Raw genomic sequence first — 3526 nt, 5'->3', positions numbered from 1 at the left:
CAATCCCCACCACTCCCCGGGGCTCTGTCCTTGGATAGTGGCCCTGAGGCGCCAGCGCTGTCGGCCACGATGACAGGTCAGCCACTCACTTGATGAGAGTGAGTCACTCCACTTGATGAGAGTGAGTCACTCCGCCCAACGGAGCGCACCGGCCGAGGCTGCCCAATTCATTCTCGCCAACACAAGCTGAGGTGGGACCCCCCCGGATCCGCCTACCCACGCTTTGCGGAGAGTGGAAGCTGATCTGCGGCACCCACCTGCTCAAGCTCTACCTAGAACGCTCGCCGACCCCACCGCCGCGTCCCATGGGGGGATCAGGGCGAGATCAGCGTGGATCAAGGCCTCTCCAGAAGCCGACGCGGAGGCGCGTGAACTAGCGTGGCGTCGTGACGTTGAACCATGTGAGACGCGGAAGCGGCAGTCCGCTGTTGCTCGTGCACGGTCTCGGCGCAGGGTGGCGATCCTGGATGCCCATCATCAAGGAACTGGCCGAGCACCGTGAGGTCATCGCCGTCGACCTACCTGGGTTTGGAGAAACGCCACCCTTGACCGGCGAGGTTTCGATCGCCACCCTGACCGACTCCGTCGCGAACTTCATCCGCGAAGAGGGACTGGACGGGGTTGCCACAGTCGGCCAGTCGATGGGCGGCCGAATGGTGCTTGAGCTCGCGCGACGAGGAGTCGGCGGCGACACCGTGGCTCTAGACCCGGGCGGCTTTTGGAGCGACCGCGAGCTCGCCGTCTTCAGCGCCACACTACGGCCGTCAATTGCTCTGGTCCGAGCCGTCCGAGGAAGGCTGCCGTCACTGCTCGCCACGCCGGTGGGCAGGACCCTGCTGCTCGCGCAGCTGTCAGCGCGGCCTTGGGCGCTCTCGCCCGAGACCGTGCTGCCGGACGTGAGCGGGCTGGCCGACTCCCCAGCGACCGGCGCCGCCTTGGATGCCCTGACCAAAGGGCCAAAGCAACAGGGCGCCCCGGCAGGCACAGTGCCCGGCCGGGTCACGATCGGGTGGGGGCGTCGTGACCTGGTGACCGTGCCGCGACAGGCCGCACGTGCAGCGGAGCTGTTCCCCGACGCGGTGCTGCACTGGTTCGAGCGGTGCGGTCACTTCCCTCAATGGGACGCACCGCACGAAGCGATCCGACTGGTCCTGGACAGAACCGATTGAGGCCGGCTCCTCTGCCCAGGCGACCACCACACCCGCCGCCTACGCCTCAATCCACCGATTGGCCGGGCGCGGTGTGCTGATCGGGCTCCCGGGCTGAGGCTCGAATCGACCGGATCTCTGCCGCGGTGCCCGCGTCTTTCCGACGCGTTCAGGGCGGGCGTGCGATTTCAGGCTGCTCGTAGCGCGTGTGCGAGCCTTAGGTGGATCTCGGCAACGGCGTCGGCGGTGAAAGGTCCTTCTGCCTGGAGCTTGGGATAGAGCTTCTTTGGCCACAATGTCTGCACGCCGCGGGTCGTGAAAGTCCCGCCGATCAGTGGCCAGTCTGCTTCGACAAAGCAAAGCACTCCATGGACGGGGACATCGTCGTCGAGCAGGCCGCGCACGACGTCGACCTGCTTGAGCACTCCGTCGACGAGTTTGGTGCAGTCGCGAGAGCCGACGATCAGTCGTTCAACGCGAGGCCGGAAGAGGCCACCTTCGATCTTGAGGTGAGGACGCCCCCGGTACTTCTTGGCATCGATGACGTAGACGCCGCTGGCGGTCACGGCCAGGTGGTCGATGTTCGCCGTGCTTCTTGGGATACGCCGGTCATGCAGCAGCCGTAGCCTGTCTGAGGCAAGCCGGTTCAGGCCCTTGCCGAGTTTCTCTTCTCCCAGCGCGCCGATGTCCCAAGCGGTCGTGGACTGCTGTTCCTCGCTCACCGCGAGCATCAGCCCGCCGAGTTTGGGGTGCTTGGTCCTAATGCGTTCTTCACGCTTTGCCTTGCGCCGCTCGAACTCTCGACGCGCTGAGGCTCCCGCGGTACCAGACTCAACGACTTCCACGACACCAGGGGCGACGACTTCCACGACAGCGGGTTCGACGACTTCCACGACAGCGGGTTCGACAGCCGGGTAGACGTCGTGACTGACGCACCGGACCGTCTTCGTTGTCCGCTCGTAGACTGCCTCGACCTTGGCGGGGAGCTCGACCCCACACACCCGACAGGCGCCGGCGTACCTCAGGCGCATGCGCTTCTCGTCGGCTCCCCCGTCCACACCGCTACCGTACGGTGAACGGCTTTCCAAGAAGGCGAGACCGCATGGTTTGTCGCCGCATTGCGCCGCGAGCGGTCCTGCCGTCGGGTGAGTCCGCGGCGCGCGTTCCGGTCAGAGGTGCCTACGACCGCGGCATCTCAAGACTTCGTCCGGAGACCTCGATCAGTTCATCGTGCAGCAGCCGTGAGCGGCGGCACGACGCTCGCCGCCCTCCGAGCAGGTCGGCGATCCCGAGGTCGTCAACGATGCATATGTGGTTTCCGGCGCGCCGTTGCTCATCGACGTAGACGAGTTTCTGGCTGCGTGCAGCAGCGATGTCCTGGTCGGCGACGTCGACCCTCTTCTGAACGCGTGCACGAGCTGCGTACGCCTTGGTCGTATCAGAGAGCGCGATGGCCTCAGCGCGTTGCGCCTCCTGCAGCCGTCGACGAGCGTCCTGCCGAATCGGATTGGTACCCATGGTCGTCCCTTCGGGATCTGGAGAGATGCCTATCAGGAGCACGCACACGTTGGGGCACGGCGGGAGGGTCGCTCACCCCACTTCACATCGGGCTACCACCCCACGCCTCACAGGTAATTCAGCTTCCGGGTTCCAGAGACGTCCGGTGGAAACCGCCCAGCACCCGACCCACTTCAGATGTGGCCATGAATGAGCACTTGGCGGCGCTCAAACACGCCCGTTGGTCCAGTGCGCCGGTACCTGATCCGTAAATCGCGGTTCAGATCCACCTTCGCCTGAAGTGTGTCGCCCGGCGGCACCTCGATGCCCTTCCATGCCTGTGCGTTTTCACCGCGTGTGGTCTCCAGGTACGCGTCGTCGAAGCAGAGTGCCACGGCAAGGGCGTCGGCATTGTCATCGTTCAGTTCCACGTACTCGAAGCGGCCCTTTGCATCCAAAGTATCGGGAGAGCGGACAGCCACCGAGGTCAGTCGGATCGGTACGGCCGACTCGTTGCGAAGGGCCCACGTGTCATACACCGGCTCACCTCGCCAATCCTCGGTGCGGGCCGATCTCGTCAACACGACGCCGCGCGGGAGAACGGCCCAGAGGAGCACGCCAGTCCCCAAAGCGAGAATCACATCCACGACGACGCTCTGCATAGTCGAACCCTAGAACTCGGCTCCGACTGCGCCCTGGGCACGTCCAGACAGATTCGAACCAAGGTGACCCAAGGCCTCTCTCCCGGCTTCCGCCTGTCCGTCCACGAACGAGCGCCACACGTCTGGCACCCCGCTGGCGCGGGTGGTCGTCCCGCCCGCCTCCCGCGTGCCCCGAACCACTGGTTTGCCCCTCGTGACGATGTCGATCCGGCGGATGAC

Annotated in this window: 5 protein-coding genes; 1 reads left to right on the top strand and 4 read right to left on the bottom strand. The window is 65.3% G+C overall.

Going from position 1 to position 3526, the window contains the following annotated elements:
• Window positions 1-386 precede the first annotated feature (386 nt).
• Window positions 387-1169, top strand: coding sequence for an alpha/beta fold hydrolase (locus N802_RS19010; protein ID WP_035919604.1), 783 nt, complete (start codon window positions 387-389; stop codon window positions 1167-1169).
• Window positions 1170-1336: 167 nt separating this feature from the next.
• Here the strand turns inward: N802_RS19010 and N802_RS19005 are convergent, their stop codons facing one another.
• The 4 genes from N802_RS19005 to N802_RS20685 all read right to left on the bottom strand — a co-directional run.
• Window positions 1337-2206, bottom strand: a complete 870-nt coding sequence (locus N802_RS19005; protein WP_245614011.1) for a nuclease-related domain-containing protein — start codon at window positions 2204-2206, stop codon at window positions 1337-1339.
• 121 nt (window positions 2207-2327) lie between these two features.
• Entirely contained in the window at window positions 2328-2666 is a 339-nt protein-coding gene (locus N802_RS19000; RefSeq protein WP_035919601.1) for a hypothetical protein, read from the bottom strand.
• A gap of 173 nt (window positions 2667-2839) precedes the next feature.
• Window positions 2840-3307 (bottom strand): hypothetical protein, encoded by a 468-nt coding sequence (locus tag N802_RS18995; protein ID WP_035919598.1) that lies wholly within the window; start codon window positions 3305-3307, stop codon window positions 2840-2842.
• 9 nt (window positions 3308-3316) lie between these two features.
• Window positions 3317-3526: hypothetical protein (locus N802_RS20685; protein WP_035919595.1), on the bottom strand; the 210-nt coding region annotated here is incomplete at its 5' end.

This window comes from Knoellia sinensis KCTC 19936 (assembly GCF_000768705.1).
GTDB lineage: Bacteria > Actinomycetota > Actinomycetes > Actinomycetales > Dermatophilaceae > Knoellia > Knoellia sinensis.
Note: the sequence above shows the minus strand (reverse complement) of the source record. Positions and strands in the feature narration are given on the sequence as shown.

Excerpts from the sequence above, each read along its gene's own strand:
- N802_RS19000 (WP_035919601.1), bottom strand. The coding sequence starts at position 2,666 with ATGGGTACCAATCCGATTCGGCAGGACGCTCGTCGACGGCTGCAGGAG.
- N802_RS18995 (WP_035919598.1), bottom strand. The coding sequence starts at position 3,307 with ATGCAGAGCGTCGTCGTGGATGTGATTCTCGCTTTGGGGACTGGCGTG.